Below are 20,347 nucleotides of genomic sequence, written 5' to 3' on the forward strand. Positions count from 1 at the left end.
ACGGCGCGTCCCGCACCCGCGCGCGCACGTGCCCCGGGTGCGCGGTCGCGCGGGCGCGTGCAGGCGCAGGGGACGGTGACGTCGGCCCTGCTCCCTTCGCTGGTACGAACCAGATCAGGTTCCACGGGTCTGCCGGTGGGACACGGATGTCCGGCCGGCACTCTCAGCGCTCGTGCGCTCCCCGGGGGCGTTCGTGCCGACCCTAGGGGCAGACGCGGCTCGGGACAATCCCCCGTCTCGGGGAGCGGGCGCGTCGGCCTCCGCCTCGCCGGCCGCCCACCTCGTCCGCACGCCACCTTGACACCGGCGTCGAACACCTGTTCGAATCATGGCGTGAGGTGGGACGGACAGGCGATCGGCGTCGACGACGGGGCGCTCCCGGGGCTGGAGCGCGCCGGTCTCGTGCGCAGCGTCCGCACACCCGAGTTCGCCGGGATCACGTTCCACGAGGTCACCGCCAAGAGCGCGCTGTCCAAGGTGCCCGCGATGTCGCGCATGCCGTTCCGCTGGACGATCAACCCGTACCGCGGCTGCAGCCACGCCTGCTCGTACTGCCTGAGCCCACGGACCCCGGTCCTCCTGGCCGACGGCACGCACCGGCCCGTCGGCGAGCTGCGGGTGGGCGACGAGATCGTCGGTACCGAGGCGCACGGCGCCTACCGCCGGTACGTCCGCACGCGCGTGCTCGACCGCTGGACCACGCGCAAGCGTGCCTATCGCGTGACGCTGGCCGACGGGACGCGTCTGGTCGCCAGCGGCGACCACCGGTTCCTCACCGAACGGGGGTGGCGACACGTCGTGGGGGGCGACGGGCGTCGCGCCCACCTCGCGCTGGGCGACGTGCTCGTCGGGCCGGGACGTCACGCGCTGCGCGACCTCGCGGCCGCGCCGGACGGGTCCGCGCCGGTCCTCGGTCGCGACGTCACCGGCGGCGAGGGTCTGCGGGTCGAGGCGCTCGAGGCCCTCGGCGGCGCGGGCGACGAGGTCGAGCTGGTCGACATCACGACCGGGACACGCGACTTCGTCGCCGACGGGGTCGTGAGCCACAACTGCTTCGCGCGTCCGACGCACCAGTACCTCGACCTCGACGCGGGCGAGGACTTCGACCGCGAGGTCGTCGTGAAGGTCAACGTCGACGACGTGCTGCGCGCCGAGCTGGCGAAGCGGTCCTGGGTGCACGAGCCAGTCGCGCTCGGCACGAACACGGACCCCTACCAGCGCGCCGAGGGCCGCTACCGGCTCATGCCCGGCATCATCAGGGCGCTCGCGGACTCCGGCACGCCGCTGTCCATCCTCACCAAGGGCACGCTCCTGCGCCGCGACCTGCCGCTGCTCGTCGACGCGGCGTCGCGCGTCGAGGTCGGGATCGGGGTGTCGCTCGCGCTCCTCGACCCCGGCCTGCAGGCGTCGGTCGAGCCCGGCACACCCAGTCCTCGCGCGCGCCTGGACCTGATCCGCGCGGTCCGCGACGCGGGCCTGCCGTGCGGCGTCATGGTCGCGCCCGTGCTGCCCTGGCTGACCGACTCCACGCACGCGCTCACCGACCTCCTCGACGCGGTCAAGGACGCGGGTGCCACCGGTGTGACCGTGCTGCCGCTGCACCTCAAGCCCGGGACGCGCGAGTGGTTCATGTCGTGGCTCGCGCGCGAGCACCCGCGCCTCGTCCCGGGGTACGAGCGGGTCTACGAGCGCGGCACGTACGCGTCGAAGGCCTACCGGTCCTGGCTGTGGGACCGCGTGCGCCCGATGCTCGAGACCCGGGGCTTCGCCGTCTCGGGCCACCGCGGCCCGTCGGGCGTCGAGGGTCGCTACCGACGCGGTGAGCTCGGCGGCCTCGGAGCGGCCGAGCCGCCCGTCGACGGCGCGTACCCCCGTGGCAGCCTCGCCCGGGAGACCGCCGTGCCGCCGACCGCCGGAGCGCTCGCGGGCATGCCGGTCGACGGCGGCGCGCTCGACCTCGCGGGCGGCGGCGTGGAGCAGGTGCTGTTCTGAGGCTCGCTCAGGCGGTGCTCGCCGGCACCGGAGCGACACGCACGATCTCCGTGCGGGCCACGACGCGGTCGCGCACCTCGGCCAGCGCGACACGCGCCGGGTCCGCCATGTACTCGGCGAGCGCCGCGTCGTCGGGCATCTCGATGACCTGCACCTCGCAGGGCGGGGTCGGGTCCTGGCCGGGCAGCGCGCGCACGCGCTGCACCACGCGACCGCCGTGAACCGGCACGAGCGCGAGGACCTCGTCCTCGTAGCGGGACAGCGCGTCGGCGTCACCGGTCGGCCACAGCAGGACGCACAGCATGATCGTCATGCGCCGCACGGTACGCCCGGACGCGTGGTCGCGTCAGCCGTCGGCGAGGCGGGCCGGGAAGCCCCCCGTCGCCACCGGGCCCCAGCGTGTGATCGTCACCCGCACGAGGCACTTGCCCTGGGCCACCATCGCCGCACGGTACTCGTCCCAGTCCGGGTGCTCGCCGGAGATCGCTCGGTAGTAGTCGACGAGCGGCTCGACCGCGTCGGGCAGCTCGATCACCTCGGCCGTCCCGTCCACCTGGACCCACGGGTCCGAGAACCCCGGCCCCAGCGACAGCAGCGACGCCTGCGGGCGACGACGCAGGTTCGCGGCCTTCGCACGCTCGGGGTACGTCGACACGACGACCCGGCCGGCGTCGTCGACCCCGTACGTCACCGGGCTCAGCTGCGGCGAGCCGTCGGAACGCGTCGTGACGAGCACCCCGTCGTGGCGCGAGCGGAGCAGGTCGACGAGCTCGTCGCGCTCGATCCGGCGGGCGGTGGCGATGGTGCGGGGCATGCGGAACCTCCTGGTGGGCTCGTGTGGGTCACCGACTAGACTCGCACGGGCGCTCGCGCGCCCCGACCCCCCGACGCACTCCCTGGAAGGACGAACTCCGTGCTCCGCACCCACACGGCCGGCTCACTGCGGGCCGAGCACACCGGTCAGACCGTCACCCTCACGGGCTGGGTCGACCGTCGGCGCGATCACGGGGGAGTGGCCTTCATCGACCTGCGCGACGCGTCCGGCATCGCCCAGGTCGTCGTCCGCGACGAGTCCGTCGCCCACCCGCTGCGCAACGAGTTCGTGCTCCAGGTGACGGGCGAGGTCTCGCGGCGCCCCGAGGGCAACGAGAACCCGAACCTGCCGACGGGCGCGATCGAGGTCCTGGCGAGCGACGTCGTCGTGCTCAACACGTCCGAGGCCCTGCCGTTCCAGGTGTCGACGGCGCTCGCGGACACCGAGACGATCGGCGAGGAGGCGCGGCTCAAGCACCGCTACCTCGACCTGCGCCGCCCCGCGCCGGCCCACGCGCTGCGCCTGCGCTCCAAGGTCAACCAGGCGGCGCGCCGCGTGCTCGACGCCGAGGAGTTCGTCGAGATCGAGACGCCGACGCTCACTCGCTCGACGCCCGAGGGGGCTCGCGACTTCCTCGTGCCCGCGCGCCTGTCGCCCGGCTCGTGGTACGCGCTCCCGCAGTCGCCGCAGCTGTTCAAGCAGCTCCTCATGGTCGCCGGCATGGAGCGCTACTACCAGATCGCGCGCTGCTACCGCGACGAGGACTTCCGCGCCGACCGCCAGCCCGAGTTCACGCAGCTCGACGTCGAGATGAGCTTCGTCGAGCAGGACGACGTCATCGCGCTCGCCGAGAAGATCCTCGTCGCGCTGTGGGAGCTCGTCGGGTACACGATCCCGACGCCGATCCCGCGCATGACGTTCCACGACGCGATGCGCCTGTACGGCTCGGACAAGCCGGACCTGCGCTTCGGCAACCCGCTCGTCGAGCTCACGGACTACTTCAAGGACACCCCGTTCCGCGTCTTCCAGGCGGAGTACGTGGGCGCAGTCGTCATGGCCGGCGGGGCCTCGCAGCCGCGCCGCCAGTTCGACGCGTGGCAGGAGTGGGCCAAGCAGCGCGGCGCCCGCGGCCTCGCCTACGTGACGTTCCAGGAGGACGGCACGCTCGCCGGCCCGGTCGCGAAGAACCTGTCCGACGCCGAGCGCGAAGGGCTGCAGGCCGCGACCGGCGCGCAGCCGGGGGACGCGGTGTTCTTCGCCGCGGGGAAGACGTCCGACTCGCGTGCGCTGCTCGGCGCCGCGCGCCAGGAGATCGCGAAGCGCACCGGCCAGATCGACGAGGACGCGTGGGCGTTCGTGTGGGTCGTCGACGCACCGCTGTTCAAGCCGACCGGAGATGCCGCCGACGACGGTGACGTTGCTCTCGGCCATTCCGCGTGGACGGCGGTGCACCACGCGTTCACGTCCCCGACGCCGGAGTGGGTCGACACGTTCGAGTCCTCCCCGGGGGACGCGCTCGCCTACGCGTACGACATCGTGTGCAACGGGAACGAGATCGGCGGCGGCTCGATCCGTATCCACCGTCGCGACGTGCAGGAGCGCGTGTTCGACGTCATGGGCATCGGGCCCGAGGAGGCGCAGGAGAAGTTCGGCTTCCTCCTCGACGCGTTCAAGTTCGGCGCGCCGCCGCACGGTGGCATCGCGTTCGGCTGGGACCGCATCGTCGCGCTGCTCACGCAGTCGGACTCGATCCGCGACGTCATCGCGTTCCCCAAGTCGGGCGGCGGCTACGACCCGCTGACGCAGGCGCCCGCGCCGATCACGCCGGAGCAGCGCAAGGAGGCCGGCGTCGACGCGAAGCCCGCCGCGAAGGGGGAGCCGGGGAACCTCCCGGCCGCCGCCGCGGAGTGACCACCAGCGCCTCCCGCGAGGGCGCACCGACCCGGGACGACCGGGACGGTGCGCCCACGCGCGTCTCACGGGGCGCGCAGGTGCCGGCGGCGTGGGCACGGCACCCCGTGATGCGCCTGGAGCTGCACGCCTGCGCCCTCCTCGACGTCGTCGTGGGGGACGACGCGGTCGTCGTGCTGCGCGCGCTCGACGACGGCGGTGCGGGGCTGTGGGGACTCGGCACGCCTGACGGCGTCGCGCACCTCCTCCTCGGGGCGCCGCAGCTCGCCGCGGGCGTCGTGCGTTCGTCGCTCCCCCGAGGGACGACAGCCGCGGCGTCTGCCCTCGTCCGGGGCTCCGTCGAGCGCCTGCCGGCGCACCTGCGCACGGAGCCCGTCTCGCGATGGGACTGGTTCACCGCGACGACCGACCCGCCGGCCCAGCCGGGGGAGAGCCGCGTCGCCGCGCTCGACGGGCGGGACGGACGGGCGGCGTCGCGCGCGCTGCTCGACCGGGCGAACCCCGCGGCGGAGCTCGACCCGCACGACCCGGTCACGCGGTGGTGGGGCTGGAAGGACGACGCGGGTGTCGTGCGTGGGGTCGGGGCGCCCGGGGTGCCGGCCCGGGGTCCCGTGGGTGCTCGGAGGGATCGCCACGGACCCGGCCGCGCGGGGCCGGGGCATCGCGCGCGCGGTGACGGCAGCGGCGACCCGGGCGGGGCTGCGGGAGGACCCGATGGTCGTGCTCTGGATGTACGCGGACAACGGTGCGGCCCGGCGGGTGTACGAGCAGGTGGGTTACCGCGTCACGCAGGCGTTCGAGTCCCGCCGCTGATCCGGCGGGCCGCCGCGCCGCGTTCGTGCTGGTCCGCGGCGTCGGTCGCGCGCTTCTCGACCGGTCTCTCGTCCCCGACGGTGACGCGACGTTCCTCGACGTCTCGCAGCCCGATGGGGGGGGCGGCCGTCGATCTTGAGCGGATCTTGAGGGTCCGCTGCGCTCCGCGCGGGGCGATGCCGAGGTCCGGCGGTCAGGATCTGCGTAGTTGAATCCGCAACGACCTACGAGGTGCCTCTTGACCGCAGTGCTGACCGAGCCGACCACGGCCGCGACGACGGACGACGTCCCGGCCTTCGGCGCCGAGCTCGACCGCTACGAGTTCACCCCCGACGAGATCGTCGTCCACGAGGCGCCGCGCAGCGCCACGATCGGCGCCGTCATCCCGGCCTACAACGAGGCTGCGACCATCCGCTCGGTGCTCAAGGGCCTGCTGCGACAGACGCGGCTGCCCGACGTGATCCACGTCGTCGTGAACAACACGACCGACAAGACGTTCGCGAAGGCCTCCAAGCTCGCAGGGGAGCACACGGTCGAGCGCAAGGGCCGTCGCCAGACCACGCGCGTCTACGTCCACGACCTCGGCGCGCTCGCCGACAAGAAGGTGGGCGCCCTGAACTACGGCTTCCGTCTCGTGCGCGGGGCCGACTACCTGCTCGGCGTCGACGGCGACACCGTCCTCGCGAAGGACGCCGTCGAGCGCCTCGAGGCGGAGATGGACTCCGACCCGCGCATCGGGGGCATCTCCGCGATCTACACCGTCGACGCCACCGCGACCCGCGGCCCCCTCCGCCGCTTCCTGCTCACCGGGCAGCGCGCCCAGTTCGCGGCGTTCAACATGCAGAACCTCCTGCGGGGACGGAACATGGCCGTCCTCGGTGGGCAGGCGTCGCTCTTCCGGACGACCGCGCTCGAGGACGTCATGGCCGCACACCACCAGCGCAACCCCTGGGTGAGCGACTCCGAGGTCGAGGACTCCCTGCTCAGCCTCCAGATCAAGTCCCTCGGGTACTCCACGAAGATCAGCGCGACCGCCCGCGCCGTCGTCGGCGGGATGACCACGCTGCGCGCGCTCGACGGTCAGCAGGTCAAGTGGAACTACGGCGCGATCGACCTCATGTGGCCCGGTCAGCGCGGCGACACCCGCGGCCAGCCCTTCCACCCCAACCTGCGCCTGCGCTGGATGGAGAACGTCGGCATGCTCGTCAACGCCGCGACCCGGCTCCTCTTCGGGCTGCTGCTCGCGGGCGCGCTGAGCATCAGCGCGTTCGAGTTCTCCCCGATCTGGCTCCTGCCCCCGGTCGTCGCCGTCGCCCTCAACGTGCGCATCGCCCTGTCCATGAAGGACCGCACGTGGCGCGACGTGCTCTTCGCGGCGACGCTCGTCCCCGCCGAGACGTACATGTGGATCCGCGTCGGGCACTTCGTCCGCGCATGGTCGAAGTTCCTCTCCCAGTCCCGCACCGACAACTGGGCCGCACAGGCGAAGGCCGAGCGTGGCAGCGGGTGGGCCTACCTCAGCCCGCTCCTCGTCGGCGCGGTGGCGCTGGCTGCCGTCGCCTGGATGTGGACCACCCTGCCCCTGGCGGCCCAGTCGACCGCTCTCACGATCGGCTGGCCCGTCCTCGGGGTCGTCACCGTCCTGCAGACGCTCTTCATGCTGCGCCGGCTCGTGCGCCGCCAGCACGGCCTGCGCGCGTGAGCCGGGCCGTCGGCCTGCGACGGGCCCGCATGCGGCGCACGTGGGCGGCGCTCGCGGACGAGCTCGACGGCGACCACGCCTCCGTCGAGCGGTTCGCGCTGTCGTACGCGGAGCGGCTCGAGGCCCGCGTCGAGCGCGTGGGACGTTCGGCGTCCGCCGGGGACACCGCGGACGCCCGGGCGGCGCTGCTCTCCGTACGCTGCACGTCGGCGATGCTCGGGGCGGACCTGGTCGAGACGAGCGCGACGCACGCCCTCGCCCTCCTGGGCACGGACGGGCCCGCCGCGGTCGTGCGTGAGGGCCCGCTGCTGCGCGCAGCGGCCGCGCACACCCTCGGTGACGTCGCCGCGGTGCTCCTCACGTGGCGCGACGGCTCCGCTCAGCCGACGTGGTCGAACCGGTAGCCGACGCCGCGGACGGTGCGGATCCAGCGCGGACGCGCGGCGTCGTCGCCGAGCTTGCGCCGGAGGTTGGCGAGATGGACCTCCACGCCACGCCGGTCGGCGTCCGCTACGGGCGTGCCGGCGTCGTACTCGTCCCCCCAGAGCACCCGGACCAGCGCGTCCTTGGCGAGCACCCGGCCCGGTGCCGCGGCGAGCGCCGCCAGCAGGTCGAACTCGCTGCGCGTGAGCTGGACCTCGGCCCCGTCCACGTGGGTCGTCCGAGCGTCCACGTCGACCACGAGACCGTCGGCGACGACGCGAGCGGTGGCCGGAGCGGACGCTCCCGGTCGGGTGTCGTCCCCGCCCTGCTCCGCGACCACCGGTGCTCCTGCCCCGTCCGCGGTCGGGGCGCGTCGAGGGCGGCGCAGCAACGCCTCGATGCGCGCCCGCAGCTCGCGCGGCCGGAAGGGCTTGGTCTGGTAGTCGTCGGCACCGGCGTCGAGGCCCATGAGCGCGTCGATCTCGTCCGTGCGGGCCGTGAGCATGACGACGTACGTGTCCGACACGGCGCGGATGCGCCGGCAGGCCTCGAAGCCGTCGATGTCCGGGAGACTGACGTCGAGGGTGGTCACGAGCGGGTCGATCTCCTGCACGAGCGCGACACCCTCGCGGCCCGTCGCCGCCGTGCGCGTCACGAAGCCGGCCTGGGTGAGCACCGTGTCGAGGAGGTCCCGGATGTCCGGGTCGTCCTCGACGATCACGGCCGAGCGGCCGTCGTCCCCACCGGGGGCTGCGTCACGCGGGTGCTGTCCTGCCGGCATGGCGTCACGTTAGCCGCGGTCCTCGCACGTCGCAGCCCGTCGGGCGGCGCACTCAGTGCGAGATCGACAACCGCCGGTGGACCCGGCGCAGGGGTTCCGGCGCCCACCAGTTGAACCGGCCGAGGAGGGTCATCGTGGCCGGGACGAGCAGGAGGCGCACGATCGTCGCGTCGATGAGCACCGCGACCGCGAGGGCGAAACCCACCTCCTTGATGACGAGGAGCTCGCCGAACACGAAGCCCGTGAACACGACGACGATGATCGCGGCCGCCGACGTGATGATCCGGCCGGACCGCTGGAGCCCGAGCCGGACCGCCTCGTCGTTCGCGTACCCGGCGTCGTAGAGCTCCTTGACGCGCGCGAGGAGGAAGACCTCGTAGTCCATCGCCAGCCCGAACGCGAAGGCGACGACGAGCGCGACGACGTAGGTCTCGATCCCGCCGACCGACGAGAACCCGAGCAGCCCCTCGAGGTGGCCGTCCTGGAACACCCACACCAGCACGCCGAGCGACGCCGCGAGCGAGAGCACGTTCGTGAGCAGCGCCTTGAGCGGGATCACGACCGAGCCGGTCATGAGGAACAGCAGGACCAGGGTCGCGCCCACGACGATCCCCACCGCCCACCACACCCGGTCCCCGAGCGCGTCGAGGAAGTCGACCTGCCCGGCTGCCTGGCCCGTGACCCACACGTCGGTGCCCGCGTCGAGCGCGCGCACGTCGCGCACGACCGAGACGGCCTCCGGGCTGCCGGCGTCGCCGCCCTCGACGTGGATCCCCACGACCGCGTACCCGTCGAGCGGCGTCGCCGGGTCCACGCGCGCGACACCCTCGACGCCCTCGACCTCGTCGGCCCAGGCCTGGGCGTCCTCGACCTCGCCGTCGACGACGGCGAGGACCTGCGGGCCCGCGCTCGACGGGTACTCGGCCGCGAGCTCGTCGACGAACTCGCGCTGGGGCGAGCTCGTCGGGAGCAGCTCGATCCCGGAGTTGCGCACGTGGATCCCGAGCACCGGGAGCGCCAGGACGACCAGCACGACGACGGTCCCGACGAGCACCCACAGCGGATGGCGCTGGACGCGCCCGGCGAGACGTGAGAAGACGCCCTCGTCGGACTGGACGTCGGCGGTGCGCTCGAGGACGCGCCGCAGCCCGGGGACCCTCCCGAGGAGCCCCGGGCGGGCGAGCCGGCGACCCGTGAACGCGAGCAGCGCCGGCACGAGCGTGAGCGCGGTGGCGACGGCGATCAGCACGACGGCGAGCCCCCCCGCACCCACGGAGCGCAGGATGTCCGGCCGGAAGACCATGAGGCCCGCGATCGAGATCGCGACCGTGAGCGCCGAGAACGCGACGGTGCGACCGGCCGTCGCCATCGTGCGGACGAGCGCGGCGTGCACCACGCCGTCGCCGCGTCGTCGTCGCAACGACGGGTCGTCACCGGCGTCGATGAGCCGGTGGAGCTCCTCGCGGAACCGCGAGACCACGAGGAGCCCGTAGTCGATCGACAGCCCGAGCCCGAGGACGGTGACGACGTTGACGACCGACGCGTCGACGTCGAGCAGGTACGTCAGGCCGAACAGCGCGCCCAGGCCGCTGCCGATCGACGCGATGGCCCCGGCCATGGGCATCGCCGCGGCGAGGAACCCGCCGAAGACGAGCACCATGATGAGCAGCGCGACCGGGAGCGCGACCTTCTCGCCCGTCGTGAGGTCCTCCTGGACCTGTGCCGTGATCGCGTCGATGATCAGACCGTTCGACGCGACGAGCCCGGTCGCGTCAGCCGCCGCGTCGGGCGCGGCCTCGGTGAGCTCCCCGGGCACCGCCTCGAAGTCCTGGATGACCTGGGCGGTCACGTCGTCGGACCGCTCGGGCTCCAGGTCGGTGCGCAGGGTGACCACCGTGAGGAAGCCGTCGCCGCTCTCCGCGACGAGCGGCCGGGCCGCCTCGTCCTCGACGCCGCCGGGCAGGACGTACGGGTTGATGACGGTCTCGACGCCCTCGATCGCGACGAGGCCCGCGTTCACGTCCGTCATGGCGTCCGCGACCGCGGAGTCCGCCGGGTCGACGCCACGGACCAGGAGCGTGACCTCGGGCCCGCTGTCGTCGTTCTCCGCGAGGATCTCGTCCGCGCGCTCGCTCGGGGATCCGGGCACGGTCGGTGCGCCGGTCGTCACGCGGTCGAACAGGCCCTCGCCCTGGACGCCGAACAGCGCGAGCGCGAACCCCACGGTCGTGAGCACGACCCAGACGAGGACCGTGAGACGGGGATGGCGGGCGATGCGGCGACCGAGGCTGGAGAACACGAGCGTCAGCATCCCACCCGGCCTCGTGGCGTGTCAGATCGCGCCGTGCCGCTGTGGACGACCTTCACCCGACCTCCCCGAGCGCCGTCGCCGTCGGTGGCGGTGCGTAGGCTCGTGCTCATGCCCACCGCGCCCTCCGCCGACCTCTTCGGCGGCGACCTGTTCGGTGCTGCGACCTCCGGCACCCAGGGGACGCCGCGCCCCGGTCCCGGCGCGCCCCTCGCCGTCCGCATGCGGCCGGCGACGCTCGACGAGGTCGCCGGTCAGTCGCACCTGCTCGTGCCGGGCTCGCCGCTGCGCCGGCTCATCGAGGTGGGCGCGCCGGGCGCGTCGCGCGCGGCACCTGGCTCCGTGATCCTGTGGGGCCCGCCCGGTACGGGCAAGACGACCCTCGCGTACCTCATCGCGACGGCGTCCGGGCGCCGGTTCGTCGAGCTGTCCGCCGTCACCGCCGGCGTCAAGGACGTGCGCGCCGTCGTCGAGGACGCGCGCCGCCGCCTCGCGACCGGTGGCGAGGAGACCGTCCTCTTCATCGACGAGGTCCACCGCTTCTCCAAGTCCCAGCAGGACGCGCTGCTGCCGAGCGTGGAGAACCGCTGGGTCACGCTCGTCGCCGCGACCACGGAGAACCCGAGCTTCTCCGTGAACTCCCCGCTGCTCTCCCGGTCCCTCCTGCTCACGCTCCAGCCGCTCGACGACGACGACGTGCGGGCCCTCGTGCGGCGCGCCGTGGCCGACGAGCGCGGTCTGGACGGCCTCGTCGCGCTCACGGACGAGGCGGAGGGCCACCTCGTCCGGCTCGCCGGCGGGGACGCGCGCAAGGCGCTCACGGTGCTCGAGGCCGCGGCCGGCGCCGCGCTCTCCGACGCGCAGGACGCCGGGGTCGTCGGGCCGACGGTGGAAGCCGCCGCCGAAGAGGGCGGGCACGCCTCGGAGGGCGCCGTTCCCTCGGAGGACGCCCCGCCCGCGGCGCGGCCCGACGCCGCCGTCGTCGACCTGGACACGGTCGAGCGTGCCGTCGACGTCGCGGCCGTGCGGTACGACCGGGACGGCGACCAGCACTACGACGTGGTCTCCGCGTTCATCAAGTCGATGCGCGGGTCCGACGTCGACGCGTCGCTGCACTACCTCGCGCGCATGATCGCGGCGGGGGAGGACCCGCGGTTCATCGCACGCCGCATCGTCATCGCGGCCGCCGAGGACGTCGGCATGGCGGACCCCTCGGCGCTGCAGACGGCCGTCGCTGCCGCACAGGCCGTGCAGCTCATCGGCATGCCGGAGGGACGCATCGTCCTCGCCGAGGCGGTCGTGCACCTCGCGACGGCACCGAAGTCGAACGCGGCGTACCTCGGCATCGACGCGGCCCTCGCCGACGTGCGCGCCGGCCGGGCGGGCTCCGTGCCACCGCACCTGCGCGACGCGCACTACCCGGGGGCGAAGCAGCTCGGCCACGGCGCGGGGTACCGGTACGCGCACGACGCGCCGCACGCCGTCGCCCCGCAGCAGTACCTGCCGGACTCGCTCGACGGCGCCCGGTACTACACGCCGAGCGACCGCGGCTACGAGCGTCAGGTCGCCGAGCGGCTGGCGCGCGTGCGGGAGATCCTCGGCTCCCGGGTGCGGTAGACTTCTGAGGTTGCCTTCCGGCGACCACCTGGGACCTCGGCCCCGACCCCCGTCCTCCGCTCCGGAGGACGTCGCGGTCCATCGGCTGGTCCCGCACCCGGGTCTCGACGTCTCGTCGAGGACCACGGGTGTGACGTCAGTACCCACACGACAGGAATGAGATACCGCTGTGACGTCTGTCAAGCGCTCGCGCCGCCAGGTCCGCCTGAGCCGCGCACTGGGCATCGCCCTGACCCCGAAGGCCGTCAAGCACTTCGAGAAGCGTCCGTACCCCCCGGGCGAGCACGGCCGCGCCCGTCGCCGCACCGAGTCGGACTACGCGGTCCGTCTGCGCGAGAAGCAGCGTCTGCGCGCGCAGTACATGCTCCGCGAGAAGCAGCTCGCCCGCGCGTACGAGGACGCCCGCAAGGACAAGGGCCTGACCGGTGAGGCGCTCGTCGAGAACCTCGAGACCCGTCTCGACGCGCTCGTCCTCCGTGCCGGCTTCGCCCGCACGATCCTCCAGGCGCGCCAGCACGTGACGCACCGCCACATCCTCGTGGACGGCAAGATCGTGGACCGCCCCTCGTTCCGCGTGAAGCCGGGCCAGACCCTCCAGGTCAAGCCGAAGAGCCAGGCGACCACGCCGTTCCAGGTCGCGGCCGCGGGCGCGCACCGCGACGTGCTGCCGGCCGTCCCGGCCTACCTCGACGTCCAGCTCGAGAAGCTCAGCGCGATCCTCGTGCGTCGCCCGAAGCGTGCCGAGGTCCCCGTGACCTGCGAGGTCCAGCTCGTCGTCGAGTACTACGCTCGCTGAGTCCCGCTCCGGACGCCTCGCTCACCGCTTCGTCGGCGAGCGAGGCGTTCGTGCGTCCGGGCTGGTCCGGCCGACAGGTGCCGACCGGCCGCCCGGGCCGCCCTGCGGCCCTTCGACGGCGCAGGGCGGGTAGTGTTTCGCGGAGCCCGCGCGTGCGGCGTGACCTGCACGTGTCCAGCAGGTGACCCGCACGGCGACCGTCGGGCGCGCACCCGCCGAACGTGATCCGTCGTGATCAGGCACAGGAGGAAGAATGTCCCTGGGAGATGTGGCCGGCCTCATCGCAGCCGTCGCCTTCGTGCTGCTCGTGGGCCTGCTCGCGGTGCCCCTCCTCAAGCTGGGTCGTGTGCTCGACGAGGCGCGCGCGAGCATCAAGGAGGTCACGGACCACTCCGTGCCGATCCTCGACGAGGCGGCGACGACGGTGGCGACCACCAACAGCCAGCTCGTCAAGGTCGACACCATCACGACGTCGGCCGCCCAGGTGAGCGAGAACGTCTCCGCGCTCACCGGCCTGTACGCCGCGACCTTCGGTGCGCCGCTCGTCAAGGTCGCGGCGTTCACCTACGGCGTCCGGCAGGCGTTCGCCCGCTCGTTCGGTCGTTCGTCCGGCGGCACCCCGTCCGGTGAGAAGGGCGCGCGCTGATGCGCCGCGTCTTCTGGGTCGGCGTCGGCGTCGCGATCACCGTCGTCGTGGTCGTGAAGGGCCGGCAGGTCCTCGCCCGCTACGCGCCGGCGTCGCTCGTCGACCAGGCGACCGACCGGGTCAACGGCCTCGGGGAGAGGGCCGTGCACCTCGTCCGCGACTTCCGCACGGAGTTCACGACGGCGCGCGACGCGCGCGAGCGCGAGCTCATGGCGGCCCTGCTCGCCGAGGGGCAGGAGGACCCCGACGCGGTCCGGGCGCGTCGCGCCACCGCCGGCCGGCACACGAGGCCGGACGCCCGAGCCGACACCGACGACGTCGAGGACCTCCTCGGCTACTCCTTCTGACGCCGAACGCCAGCCCGAACCCTGAGGCCCTGACGGGCCCGCAGACCCCACGAAGACCGAAGGACATCATGCGCACCGCCGAGATCCGCAAGCGCTGGCTCGACTACTTCGCCGACCGCGATCACACCGTGGTCCCCTCGGCGTCCCTCGTCTCGCCCGACCCGTCGACGCTCTTCACCATCGCCGGCATGGTCCCGTTCATCCCGTACATGACCGGCGAGCAGACGCCGCCGTGGGACCGCGCGACCAGCGTGCAGAAGTGCGTGCGGACGCTCGACATCGACGAGGTCGGCAAGACGACGCGCCACGGCACGTTCTTCCAGATGAACGGGAACTTCTCGTTCGGCGACTACTTCAAGGAAGGCGCGATCACCTACGCCTGGGACCTCATCACGAGGCCGCAGGCCGAGGGTGGCTACGGCTTCGACCCCGAGACCATCTGGGTCACCGTCTACCACGACGACGACGAGGCGCGTCAGCTGTGGAAGCGCATCGCCGGGCTGCCCGACGAGCGCATCCAGGCGCGCGGCAAGGCGGACAACTACTGGACGACGGGCCAGCCCGGGCCGGCCGGCCCGTGCTCGGAGATCTACGTCGACCGGGGACCCGCGTACGGCAAGGAGGGCGGGCCCGTCGTCGACGAGGACCGCTACCTCGAGATCTGGAACCTCGTGTTCATGCAGTACGCGATCGACGACGTGCGCTCCAAGGAGGAGTTCCGCATCGTCTCCGAGCTCGCGCGCAAGAACATCGACACCGGCATGGGGCTCGAGCGCGTCGCGTACCTGCTCCAGGGCAAGGACAACCTCTACGAGATCGACGAGGTCTTCCCGGTCATCTCGGCCGCGCAGGAGCTCTCGGGGAAGCGCTACGGGGCCAACCGTGACGACGACGTGCGCATGCGTGTCGTCGCCGACCACGTGCGTTCCGCCCTCATGATCATCAGCGACGGCGTGCGTCCCTCGAACGAGGGCCGCGGCTACGTCCTGCGTCGCCTGCTGCGCCGCTCGGTGCGCGCGATGCGCCTGCTCGGCGTGGAGGACCAGGCGCTGCCCGCGCTGTTCCCCGTGAGCCGCGACGCCATGGCCGCCTCCTACCCGGAGGTCGCGACCGACTTCGAGCGCATCTCCTCGATCGCGTACGCGGAGGAGGACGCGTTCCGGCGCACGCTGACGTCCGGGACGACGATCCTCGACACGGCCGTGTCGAGGGCGAAGGCGACGGCCGGCGCGAGCGGCACGCCCGTACTCGGTGGAGACCAGGCGTTCGCGCTGCACGACACCTACGGGTTCCCGATCGACCTCACGCTCGAGATGGCGGCCGAGCAGGGCGTCCAGGTCGACGAGAAGGCGTTCCGCTCCCTCATGGCCGAGCAGCGCACGCGTGCCCGCGCCGACGCGCTCGCCAAGCGCTCGGGCGGCGTGGACACCGCTGCGTACGAGTCGCTCGCGACCGAGCTCTCCGCGCCCGTCGAGTTCCTCGGCTACACCGAGTCGACCGCGGCGGTGAAGGTCGCCGGTCTGCTCGTCGACGGCGTGCCCGCCCCCGCGGCGACCGCCCCGGCGGACGTCGAGGTCGTCCTCGACCGCACGCCGTTCTACGCCGAGGCCGGCGGCCAGCTCGCCGACCACGGCACGATCGTGCTCGACGGCGGCGCGACCATCGAGGTCGACGACGTGCAGCGCCCGATCAAGGGCCTGTCGGTGCACCGCGGTCGTCTCGTCGAGGGGACCGCGGCGCTGGGCGACCCGGGCACCGCGACGATCGACACCGCGCGTCGCAAGGCGATCAGCCGCGCACACTCGGCGACCCACATGATCCATAAGGCGCTGCAGGAGTCGCTCGGCAAGGACGCGACGCAGGCCGGGTCGGAGAACGCGCCGAGCCGCATCCGCTTCGACTTCCGCCGCTCGTCGGCGGTGCCGGGCGGCGCGCTGTCGGAGATCGAGGAGCGGGTGAACACCCAGCTCGCCGAGAACCTCGACGTCACGGACCAGCTCATGCCGATCACCGAGGCGCGCGCGATGGGCGCGATGGCCCTGTTCGGCGAGAAGTACGGCGACGTGGTGCGCGTCGTGTCGATCGGCGGGGACTGGTCGCGCGAGCTGTGCGCGGGCACGCACGTGCAGCGCACGGGCCAGCTCGGCCTCGTCACGCTGCTCGGCGAGTCGTCCATCGGGTCCGGCGTGCGCCGCGTCGACGCGCTCGTGGGCGACGGCGCGTACGGCTTCCAGGCCAAGGAGCACGCCCTCGTCGGGCAGCTCACCGGCCTGCTCAACGTGCGCAGCGACGAGCTCCCCGACCGCGTGGGCTCGCTCGTGTCGCGCCTGCGCGACGCGGAGAAGGAGCTCGCCCAGCTGCGGCAGGCGCAGCTCCTCGCCGTCGCGGGCAGCCTCGCCGCAGGCGCGGAGCGTGCGGGCGACGTGCGCGTCGTCGTGCACGACGCCGGGGAGGTCGCCTCGGCGGACGACCTGCGAGCGCTCGCGCTCGACGTGCGGGGGCGCCTCGGCGAGTCCGAGCCGAGCGTCGTCGCCGTCGGCGGCGTCGCGAAGGGCCGCCCGCAGGTGGTCGTCGTGACGAACGCGTCGGCCCGCGCGGCAGGGCTGCGTGCCGGCGCGCTGGCGAAGACCGCCGCCCAGACGCTCGGCGGCGGCGGCGGCGGCAAGGACGACATGGCCCAGGGCGGCGGCACCGACGTCTCGGCGCTGCCCGCCGCGCTGCAGGGCGTGCGCGACGGCGCGGCCGCGGCCGCGTGACGGTGGCCGCCGGTCCCTCGCCCGACGCCGGGCGTGCCCTCCCTCGGGGGGCACGCCTGGGCGTCGACGTCGGCAGCGTGCGTGTCGGCCTCGCCGCGAGCGATCCAGACGGTCTCGTCGCGACGCCGGTCGAGACGCTTGCCCGGGACGCCGCCGCAGGTCAGGGCGTCCCTCGGAGCGTCGCCCGCATCGCGGCGGAGGTCGAGGAGCGGGGCGCGGCCGTCGTGTACGTCGGCCTGCCGCGGCACCTCTCCGGCGCCGAGGGCAGCGCCGCGCAGGACGCCCGGGCGTACGCTGAGTCGGTGGCTCGTGCCGTCGCACCCGTCCCGGTCCACCTCGTCGACGAGCGGATGACGACGGTCAGCGCCCACCAGGCGCTGCACGCCGCAGGGCGCTCGGGCCGCAAGCACCGCGCGGTCGTCGACCAGGCGGCGGCCGTTATCATCCTGCAGACCGCTCTCGACGCCGAGCGGGGCGCGGGAGCGCGCGCCGGAGAGCCTGTAGACCCGACAGGAGACCACCGACAGTGACCGACCTGTTCGAACGGCCCACCGTCCAGGGGGACCAGCAGCCGTCGCGCTCGTCGCGCTCGGCGGAGCGCGCGCGCCGCGCGGCGAAGAAGCGCAAGGCGCGGCGGCGTCGTCGCGCCGCGATCGTCGTGCTCGTCTCGCTGCTCGTCGTGGGCGGCGCCGGGTACGTCATCTCGCAGAACGTCACGAGCCTGTTCGGGTTCGACAACCCGCTCGAGGCGAAGGACTTCGAGGGGCCGGGCACCGAGCCCGTGGACGTCACCATCGAGCCGGGCTCGACGGGACGCGACATGGGGGCGGCGCTCGTCGACGCGGGCGTGGTCGCGAGCGCCGCGGCGTTCGTCGACGCGTTCGAGGCGAACGGCAACGCGGGGACGATCCAGCCCGGGACGCACACGCTCCTGCAGGGCATGCCGGCCAAGGACGCGGTCGCGCGCCTCGTGGCGAACGACAGCCGGGTCGAGACGAAGATCACCATCCCGGAGGGGTGGACGGTCCAGCAGGTGCTGGATCGGGCGTCGTCGGTGACCGGTATCCCGATCGAGGAGTTCGAGACCGCGATGGGGGACACCGCGGCGACGGGCCTGCCCGCGGAGGCGAACGGGAACTACGAGGGCTGGCTGTTCCCCACGACGTACGTCCTCGAGCCGGACGAGACGACGGCTACCGGGATCATCGCGCGCATGGTCGGCCAGACCGTCATGAAGCTCGACGAGGCGGGCGTGCCCCCGGCCGACCGCGAGACGGTGCTCATCAAGGCGTCGCTCATCGAGCGCGAGGCGAAGTACGCACCGGACCGCCCCATGATGGCGCAGGCGATCGACAACCGGCTCGAGGCCGGTATGCCATTGGAGATCGACGCAGCAGTCGCGTACGGGCTCGACAAGCCCGGGACCGAGCTCACGCGGGCAGACCTGGACGACGCCTCGAACCCGTTCAACACCTATGAGCACAAGGGGCTGCCGCCTTCACCGATCGCCAGTCCCGGATCGGAGTCGGTCGCGGCGGTGCTGAACCCGGAGCCCGGGACGTGGATCTTCTGGACCGCCGTCAACCTCGAGACGGGTGAGACGCGGTTCGCGACGACCTACGCCGAGCACCAGACCAACGTCGCGGAGCTCCGCGCGTGGCAGGAAGCGAACGGCGGGTGACGGGCCGCCGTGCCGCGGTCCTCGGTCATCCGGTCGCACACTCCCTGTCGCCGGTTCTGCACCGCGCCGCCTACGACGCGCTCGGGCTCGACGGCTGGCGCTACGAGGCGATCGACACGACCGAGGAGCAGCTTCCTGCGCTCGTCGCGTCGCTCGACGCGTCGTGGGCCGGGCTCAGCCTGACGATGCCGCTGAAGCACGCCGTGATCCCGCTGCTCGACCACGTGGACCCGCTCGCGAACGTGGTCGGCGCGGTGAACACGCTCGTGGTGCAGCCGACGGGCGGTCGGCGCCCGACGTTCGTCGGGACGAACACCGACGTGCACGGCCTCGTCGCGGCGCTCCGCGAGGGGCTCGGAGAGCGCTCCGTGACGTCGGCCGTCGTGCTCGGCGCGGGTGCGACGGCCGCGTCCACCCTCGCGGCCCTCGCCGAGCTGGGCTGCACCTCACCGACGGTGCTCGTCCGCTCGCTCGGCCGCACCGGCGGTCTCCAGCGTGCCGCGCACCGCATGGGGGTCGAGCCGCGGTTCGAGGTCCTCGACTCGTCGGGCGCGTCGGTGCTCGGTCGCCTCGCCGGTGCCGACGTCGTCGTCGCGACGTTGCCCTCCCACGCCGCGGACCCGGTCGCGGACGCGATCGCGACCTCGGGGACGACGCCCGGCGGGGTCCTTCTCGACGTGGTCTACGACCCCCGGCCGACGGCGCTCTCCGCGGCCTGGTCCGCGGGGGGCGGGACCGTCGTCGGGGGCGAGCGCATGCTCCTGCACCAGGCCGCCGAGCAGGTCCGTCTCATGACGGGTCGCCTGCCCCCGTTGGCGGCGATGGACACGGCTCTCGAGTCGGCGCTCGCCACCGCCTGACCCTCACCGCCCACCGGACGCGTACGGCTCGCCCGTCCTGCGTCCTCGCCGCGCTCGCCTGGCCTCCGGGCGCGGCCCGGTGTTCAGCCCGATGATCAGCCCGATGATCAGCCCAGGCCGTACGCCCGGACGACGGCGTCGCCGCCGCCTGCGGCCAGGGCGGCGCCGAGCACCATGAACGGTCCGAAGGGGATCGCCGTGGTGCGGGACGCCCGGCGCAGCGCGAGCAGCGCGACCGCCCACGTGCCCCCGAGGACGAACGGCGCGACGAGCCCGACGGCGAGCTCCGACCAGCCGAGCCACGCGAGCGCGGTCCCGAGGAGACCGGCGAGCTTGACGTCGCCGAAGCCGAGACCTGGCGGGTGAACGAGGCGCAGCGTGGCGTACGCGCTGAACTCGAGCAGCCCGCCGCAGAGCGTGCGCACGAGCGCCGGACCGTCACCCGTCGCCAGCGCGGCACCGCCGAGGAGCGTCGCGCCCGCCGCCCAGGTCGGGAGCAGGATCGCGTCGGGCAGGCGGTGGGTCCGCGCGTCGACGACGGCCAGCAGCGTGCACGCCGCAGCGAGGAGAGCGACGGCCGGCGTTCCCCAGGCGAGGCCCGACCACCACGCCGCGACGGCACCGGCACCCAGCGCCGCGAGACGGGCGCCACGACCTGCGACGGCGAGCTCCGTCCGAGCACGCCGCGTCCAGGGCGCCCTCGTTCCGGACACCGTCCGCGGCGCTGCGTCACCCGCGGCGCGCTCGTGCCCGTCGACCTCCCGGCGGCGGGCCCGCGTGGCCCGGACCGGCGCTGCCCCCTGCTGCGTCATGCGCGGCACCGTAGCGCGCCCGCGGGGGCCCGCGCCGCCGTCGTCCACAGGCCCTTCCGTCGCGGGTGGTCCGCACTGCGGGCGCCCG

General features: G+C 73.6%; 19 protein-coding genes and 1 riboswitch. Of the genes, 13 read left to right on the plus strand and 6 right to left on the minus strand.

Annotation, left to right across the window (positions count from 1 at the left end; genetic code table 11):
• Nucleotides 1–72: 72 nt before the first annotated feature.
• Nucleotides 73–194, minus strand: a riboswitch (TPP riboswitch).
• A gap of 139 nt (nt 195–333) precedes the next feature.
• Nucleotides 334–1,992 carry an Rv2578c family radical SAM protein gene (locus tag NFS20_RS06420; RefSeq protein ID WP_251150908.1) on the plus strand — a complete coding sequence of 553 codons (1,659 nt, stop codon included), beginning with the start codon at nt 334–336 and terminating at the stop codon, nt 1,990–1,992.
• Between the two features lie 7 nt (nt 1,993–1,999).
• Here NFS20_RS06420 and NFS20_RS06425 read toward each other — a convergent pair whose 3' ends face one another.
• Nucleotides 2,000–2,305: a DUF1330 domain-containing protein gene (locus NFS20_RS06425; RefSeq protein ID WP_251150909.1), complete on the minus strand. Its 306-nt coding sequence runs from the start codon at nt 2,303–2,305 to the stop codon at nt 2,000–2,002.
• Between the two features lie 33 nt (nt 2,306–2,338).
• Nucleotides 2,339–2,806 carry a PPOX class F420-dependent oxidoreductase gene (locus tag NFS20_RS06430; protein ID WP_251150910.1) on the minus strand — a complete coding sequence of 156 codons (468 nt, stop codon included), beginning with the start codon at nt 2,804–2,806 and terminating at the stop codon, nt 2,339–2,341.
• Nucleotides 2,807–2,905: 99 nt separating this feature from the next.
• Between NFS20_RS06430 and aspS the strand changes: the two genes are divergently transcribed.
• Entirely contained in the window at nt 2,906–4,717 is a 1,812-nt protein-coding gene (gene aspS, locus NFS20_RS06435; protein ID WP_251150911.1) for an aspartate--tRNA ligase, read from the plus strand.
• A gap of 65 nt (nt 4,718–4,782) precedes the next feature.
• Here the strand turns inward: aspS and NFS20_RS06440 are convergent, their stop codons facing one another.
• A complete protein-coding gene (locus NFS20_RS06440; protein ID WP_251150912.1) occupies nt 4,783–4,959 on the minus strand; it encodes a hypothetical protein in 177 nt (58 codons plus the stop codon).
• A 373-nt stretch (nt 4,960–5,332) separates the two neighbouring features.
• Here NFS20_RS06440 and NFS20_RS06445 point away from each other — a divergent pair, with 373 nt between their 5' ends.
• The 3 genes from NFS20_RS06445 to NFS20_RS06455 all read left to right on the plus strand — a co-directional run bounded on the left by NFS20_RS06445 (nt 5,333) and on the right by NFS20_RS06455 (nt 7,636).
• A complete protein-coding gene (locus tag NFS20_RS06445; RefSeq protein WP_251150913.1) occupies nt 5,333–5,530 on the plus strand; it encodes a GNAT family N-acetyltransferase in 198 nt (65 codons plus the stop codon).
• Between the two features lie 247 nt (nt 5,531–5,777).
• Nucleotides 5,778–7,232 carry a glycosyltransferase family 2 protein gene (locus NFS20_RS06450; RefSeq protein WP_251151237.1) on the plus strand — a complete coding sequence of 485 codons (1,455 nt, stop codon included), beginning with the start codon at nt 5,778–5,780 and terminating at the stop codon, nt 7,230–7,232.
• Entirely contained in the window at nt 7,229–7,636 is a 408-nt protein-coding gene (locus NFS20_RS06455) for a hypothetical protein (RefSeq protein WP_251150914.1), read from the plus strand. The genes NFS20_RS06450 and NFS20_RS06455 overlap by 4 nt, the downstream gene beginning before the upstream one ends.
• Here the strand turns inward: NFS20_RS06455 and NFS20_RS06460 are convergent.
• Complete coding sequence (locus NFS20_RS06460; protein ID WP_251150915.1) at nt 7,612–8,436, minus strand: response regulator transcription factor; 825 nt, start codon at nt 8,434–8,436, stop codon at nt 7,612–7,614. The two genes, NFS20_RS06455 and NFS20_RS06460, sit on opposite strands and share 25 nt — an antisense overlap.
• 52 nt (nt 8,437–8,488) lie before the next feature.
• Nucleotides 8,489–10,744: an MMPL family transporter gene (locus NFS20_RS06465; protein WP_502800796.1), complete on the minus strand. Its 2,256-nt coding sequence runs from the start codon at nt 10,742–10,744 to the stop codon at nt 8,489–8,491.
• Nucleotides 10,745–10,855: 111 nt separating this feature from the next.
• Here NFS20_RS06465 and NFS20_RS06470 point away from each other — a divergent pair, with 111 nt between their 5' ends.
• From NFS20_RS06470 to NFS20_RS06505, 8 genes are all read left to right on the plus strand, one after another.
• Nucleotides 10,856–12,361 carry a replication-associated recombination protein A gene (locus NFS20_RS06470; RefSeq protein ID WP_251150917.1) on the plus strand — a complete coding sequence of 502 codons (1,506 nt, stop codon included), beginning with the start codon at nt 10,856–10,858 and terminating at the stop codon, nt 12,359–12,361.
• Nucleotides 12,362–12,530: 169 nt separating this feature from the next.
• Nucleotides 12,531–13,157: a 30S ribosomal protein S4 gene (gene rpsD / locus NFS20_RS06475; protein ID WP_251150918.1), complete on the plus strand. Its 627-nt coding sequence runs from the start codon at nt 12,531–12,533 to the stop codon at nt 13,155–13,157.
• Nucleotides 13,158–13,410: 253 nt separating this feature from the next.
• The gene (locus tag NFS20_RS06480; protein ID WP_251150919.1) at nt 13,411–13,803 is read left to right on the plus strand and encodes a DUF948 domain-containing protein; all 393 of its coding nucleotides are present in this window, start codon (nt 13,411–13,413) and stop codon (nt 13,801–13,803) included.
• Nucleotides 13,803–14,150 (plus strand): hypothetical protein, encoded by a 348-nt coding sequence (locus NFS20_RS06485; RefSeq protein ID WP_251150920.1) that lies wholly within the window; start codon nt 13,803–13,805, stop codon nt 14,148–14,150. Before NFS20_RS06480 ends, NFS20_RS06485 begins: the two co-directional genes overlap by 1 nt.
• A 68-nt stretch (nt 14,151–14,218) precedes the next feature.
• Nucleotides 14,219–16,906 carry an alanine--tRNA ligase gene (gene alaS / locus NFS20_RS06490; protein ID WP_251150921.1) on the plus strand — a complete coding sequence of 896 codons (2,688 nt, stop codon included), beginning with the start codon at nt 14,219–14,221 and terminating at the stop codon, nt 16,904–16,906.
• A gap of 2 nt (nt 16,907–16,908) precedes the next feature.
• Nucleotides 16,909–17,436 carry a Holliday junction resolvase RuvX gene (gene ruvX / locus NFS20_RS06495; protein ID WP_463105520.1) on the plus strand — a complete coding sequence of 176 codons (528 nt, stop codon included), beginning with the start codon at nt 16,909–16,911 and terminating at the stop codon, nt 17,434–17,436.
• Nucleotides 17,433–18,587 carry an endolytic transglycosylase MltG gene (gene mltG / locus NFS20_RS06500; RefSeq protein WP_251150923.1) on the plus strand — a complete coding sequence of 385 codons (1,155 nt, stop codon included), beginning with the start codon at nt 17,433–17,435 and terminating at the stop codon, nt 18,585–18,587. The genes ruvX and mltG overlap by 4 nt, the downstream gene beginning before the upstream one ends.
• The gene (locus NFS20_RS06505) at nt 18,563–19,447 is read left to right on the plus strand and encodes a shikimate dehydrogenase (protein WP_251150924.1); all 885 of its coding nucleotides are present in this window, start codon (nt 18,563–18,565) and stop codon (nt 19,445–19,447) included. The genes mltG and NFS20_RS06505 overlap by 25 nt, the downstream gene beginning before the upstream one ends.
• Nucleotides 19,448–19,554: 107 nt before the next feature.
• Here NFS20_RS06505 and NFS20_RS06510 read toward each other — a convergent pair whose 3' ends face one another.
• A complete protein-coding gene (locus NFS20_RS06510) occupies nt 19,555–20,259 on the minus strand; it encodes a prepilin peptidase (RefSeq protein ID WP_251150925.1) in 705 nt (234 codons plus the stop codon).
• Nucleotides 20,260–20,347 lie beyond the last annotated feature (88 nt).

This window comes from Cellulosimicrobium sp. Marseille-Q4280 (assembly GCF_943181405.1).
Classification (GTDB): domain Bacteria; phylum Actinomycetota; class Actinomycetes; order Actinomycetales; family Cellulomonadaceae; genus Cellulosimicrobium.